At 51.7% G+C, this 3,893-nt stretch carries 6 protein-coding genes; 1 reads left to right on the top strand and 5 read right to left on the bottom strand.

Translation table 11 applies throughout. The features are described from left to right. From VFS25_RS23790 to paaA, 5 genes are all read right to left on the bottom strand, one after another. On the bottom strand, positions 1-292 hold a 292-nt coding region (locus VFS25_RS23790), incomplete at its 3' end, for an adenylyltransferase/cytidyltransferase family protein (protein WP_326464682.1). 56 nt (positions 293-348) lie between these two features. Further along, positions 349-843, bottom strand: coding sequence for a 1,2-phenylacetyl-CoA epoxidase subunit PaaD (gene paaD / locus VFS25_RS23785; protein WP_326464681.1), 495 nt, complete (start codon positions 841-843; stop codon positions 349-351). A gap of 10 nt (positions 844-853) precedes the next feature. Further along, positions 854-1,621, bottom strand: coding sequence for a 1,2-phenylacetyl-CoA epoxidase subunit PaaC (gene paaC, locus VFS25_RS23780; RefSeq protein WP_326464680.1), 768 nt, complete (start codon positions 1,619-1,621; stop codon positions 854-856). A 2-nt stretch (positions 1,622-1,623) separates the two neighbouring features. Continuing rightward, positions 1,624-2,010, bottom strand: coding sequence for a hypothetical protein (locus tag VFS25_RS23775; RefSeq protein WP_326464679.1), 387 nt, complete (start codon positions 2,008-2,010; stop codon positions 1,624-1,626). A 158-nt stretch (positions 2,011-2,168) separates the two neighbouring features. Next, positions 2,169-3,167, bottom strand: a complete 999-nt coding sequence (gene paaA, locus VFS25_RS23770; RefSeq protein WP_326464678.1) for a 1,2-phenylacetyl-CoA epoxidase subunit PaaA — start codon at positions 3,165-3,167, stop codon at positions 2,169-2,171. A gap of 103 nt (positions 3,168-3,270) precedes the next feature. On the opposite strand from paaA, the gene VFS25_RS23765 reads away from it, so the two are divergent. Further along, positions 3,271-3,882, top strand: a complete 612-nt coding sequence (locus VFS25_RS23765; RefSeq protein ID WP_326464677.1) for a hypothetical protein — start codon at positions 3,271-3,273, stop codon at positions 3,880-3,882. Positions 3,883-3,893: the final 11 nt, after the last annotated feature.

Raw genomic sequence — 3,893 nt, 5'->3', positions numbered from 1 at the left:
GTGTGGGGAATTTTTCAGACAGGTAGGTAAGCGTATCAATGGTATAGGAAGGGCGCGGTAATGAAAACTCAATGTTGCTGGCCCGCAGGCGCTGCTCGCCTTTTACCGCCAGCTCGGCCAAATGAAAACGGTGATGCTCATTCAGCAGCGCAGAGGATGGTTTCAGCGGGTTTTGCGGCGATACCACCAGCCACACTTTATCCAGGTCCGTATTGTAGGCTACATAGTTGGCAATAATCAGGTGCCCGGTATGTATAGGATTAAAGGAGCCGAAATACAAGCCTATCTTCATGCGCAGCTTTTATTTAGGCTGTAATATATAAATTCCTTTCCACATGTACTACTGTATTATTCTACGGGTTTAAACTGCTCAAACACCATTCCGCAGTCTTTACAGTAGTGTATGGCGCGGCAAAGCGCAGAGCCAAAGGGCGAGCGCAGGTAGGTGTTTTCACTGTGGCAATGCGGGCACGGGGTGTTAAGCATGATCTCTTCCGGCGCACTGCCGGTATTTTTTTGCGGGGCAGCTATTCCAAAATCCCGCAGCTTTTGTTTGGCGGTTTCCGTAAGGCGGTTGCTGTTCCACTGTACATCGTGGTCAATACTTACCCGTACCGGCAGGCCGGTAAGCTTGTGCACCGTGGTTCGTATATTTTGTTGTATTACGCTTATAGCCGGGCAGGCGGCAAAGGTGGGTATCATTTTTATGCAGGCAGTACCATTGTCCAATGCAACGCCGGTTATCATTCCCAGTTCCAGCACATTCAGTACCGGTATTTCCGGGTCCATTACCTGTTCCAGCGCATTGTAAATAGCTGCAGTGATGTTTTGTGTTGTTGTCATGGTATTGAATTTACCAGCTGGCGCCGGGATCCAGGCGGAACACCTCCCCCATTTCCTCCAGCAATGGCTGCAGGTAAGTGGTATGCTTTCCATAACGCCCGCCATATTGGGGCGCAACAGCCGCAGGATCCGGCAGGTTCAGGGAAGCTTTTACCAGCACCGGGTAAATAGTGTTCAGCCATTTTTCATACAGCGCCTGCTCACCGGGATAAATACCGGCGTCTGCCAATAAGTCATCATCTGTCCCCGGTTCAAAAATGCCGCAGGCCAGTGCAAAGCAGTTATCCAGCGCGGCCTGCATGCGCCGGTGCCCTTCGCCGCCGCCTTTGCATAGCTGCAGCAGCCAGGCATTTGCATGCAGCGTGTGGTACTTTAGCTCGCCCTTTACTTTTTTGCCAAGCTGCTGCAGGGGTAAAAAGCTGCACTGCTGCAGGCTCTCATACCGCACCGCCTCTGCATGGTCGAACAGGAAATGCCGCATGAGGCTAAAATCATAAGTGCCAATAGGCATTTCAACCAGGTGGCAGCAGGTAAAGTCCGCTGCTGCCCGCATAAAGGCAAAGGTATCAGGGTCTTCCCCGCCCAGGTGCTCCTGCAGTATACGGTACAGGGCCCACGCATGGCCTATTTTATCCTGGGCCATGGAGGAAAAGGCAATATCTTCTTCCATAACAGGTCCCAGCCCCGTCCATTCGGAATTGCGGTGCCCCAATATCAGCTCATCATCTGCCATTTTAGTGATCAGCGCCGCTATTGCTTTTTGTAAAGATGCCTGCATATTTATTCTGCTTTAGGGCTTTGCGCCGTGCCTTTGAATTTGTTGATCTTGTCCATTACCTTAAACCCGCTGGCATCCCGGTAGGTTTTTTCCTGGTTGTTGGCAAACATATCTTCATCCTCCAGGTTAAAAGCCAGTATATCGGCGCTGCGCACCACCCATAGGTTCACACATTTTTTACGGCGGCCGAACTGCTCTTTGGCAAATACCAGCGCCAGCTGCGGATCGGGGGCATGTACACAACCTACATGCACGTGGTGGCTTCCTCTTTTTTCCTGGTGAAATACTTCGTACACATTCCAGTTTTCGCCTTCTGCTACTTTTACGGGATCGTCTGTACCACCCAGCTGCAGGCGGTTCACACGCGGATCATATGATTGGTCTGACATAGCGGATTTTTTAGCTGCGGCCTGTTAGCTTTCAGTGATTAACATTGCCTGGCTGGCTGTTGACTGTCGCCAATTGATATTTGCCGTTCTTTTTAGCTGCCGGCCATTCGCCATTGGCGATTGATATATTTATTTTGCCCTTGTTAAACGGCCAATACCTACGCTACCGGCATGGCCCTTCTTTCGCCCGGCTGCATCAGCGCCTGGCGTACCCAGCGGCCTTCGGTTTCGGCCCACCTGCGCACCAGCAAACGCTCGCTGTTACAGGGGCCGCCGCCGTTAATCACTTTAAAGAACAGGTCCCAGTCCGGATCAGTATACTCCCAGCGCCTGGTGGCTGCATTTTTATGCAGCAGGGGATCTGGCAGTGTGAGTCCCAGCTCCCATATCTTAGGCACATAGGTGTCCAGGAACTGGTTGCGCATATCATCATTACTGGCCATTTTCACCTTCCATTGCATCAGCTTTTCAGAGTGCTGCGATACTTTGTCCGGCGGGCCAAAAAAGTGCATAATAGGCTGCCACCAGCGGTTGAGCGCATCCTGCAGCATGGCCTTTTGCATTGGTGTGCCGGTGGCCAGCGTTATCAGCGCATCATGCCCCTGCTTCAGGTGAAAGCTTTCTTCATAACAAATACGCTCCAGCGCACGGCAGTAAGGGCCGTAGGAGCCTTTGGCATTGGCCACCTGGTTTACAATGGCGGCAGCATCTATCAAAAAGCCTATTACCGTTACATCTGCCCAGGTTTTGGCGGGGTAGTTGAATACATTGGAATATTTGGATTTACCGCTCAGCAGGTCGTTGATCATGGCTTCCCGGCTTTTGCCCAGGGTTTCTGCAGCATTGTACAGCAGCTGCCCGTGGCCTACCTCGTCCTGCACCTTGGCTATGAGGGCCAGTTTACGCTTGAAGCCCGGTGCGCGGGTAATCCAGGTGCCTTCAGGCAAAGCGCCTATTACTTCAGAATGGGCATGCTGCTCTATAAGGCGGATGAGCTGCCGCCTGTATTCCGCCGGCATCCAGTCGCCGGGCTCTATTTTTTCACCATTGGTTATACGGGCTTCAAAGGCGGCCAGCTTTTCAGGGTCGTCATGCAGCTGCTCGTCGCGCAACTGTTTCCTGTTGGGCTCATCAAAAATGTATCCTCCACCGTACATGGGACGATTGTTTTGGTTACTTGTAAATTACGATTTTTATGCATTCCGCCGGAAAATCCTTTAAATTACAGGTGGCTGCTTTTATTACCCGGCAGCTGGAGTAGTGAACCTGTTTATTGCTGTTTGGAGCATATTGTATGCTTTGTTGCCTGTTACCGGCACCCACGCAGGCACGCCTGCCGTGCACAATGCTCCTTTTATAAAAGTGGTGTTTGTTACAGACCGCCGTGCAGACGATCCGGATAGCGATACCCTGTTTTATAACACGCGCAAACTGCGCTGGTCCGATTTCCGGGGCCAGCCATCCCGCTCCGGCAGCAGCGGGGCGGTGGCTTTTACCAGCTTTGCCTATGATGGCAGCAGCCTGCTAAAAAAAGATACGCTGCGCATTACCCTGCGCCTGCAGGTATTTTTTGTCCGCAGCGCCTCCTGGGTACGGCCCGGTATTATGGATAACTATGCCCTGGCGCACGAACAGCTGCACTTTGACATTACCTGGCTGGTGGTGCAGCGGTTCAAACAAAAAATACTGCACCTGCCGCTTACCAAAGAGGACTACGACAGTATGATCCAGTATGAATACCTGGAGTCTTTCCGGGAAATGAACCGCCTGCAGGATGCGTATGATGAAGAAACGCGCCATAGCCTGAATACCCAGGCCCAGCGGGAATGGGCAGATAAAATTGCGCGTGAGCTGAAATCGTTTAATTCTTAATTATTCATTAT

It is taken from the genome of Chitinophaga sp. (assembly GCF_035761305.1).
Taxonomy (GTDB): Bacteria; Bacteroidota; Bacteroidia; order Chitinophagales; family Chitinophagaceae; genus Chitinophaga.
This window is presented reverse-complemented; position numbering and strand designations above follow the sequence as displayed.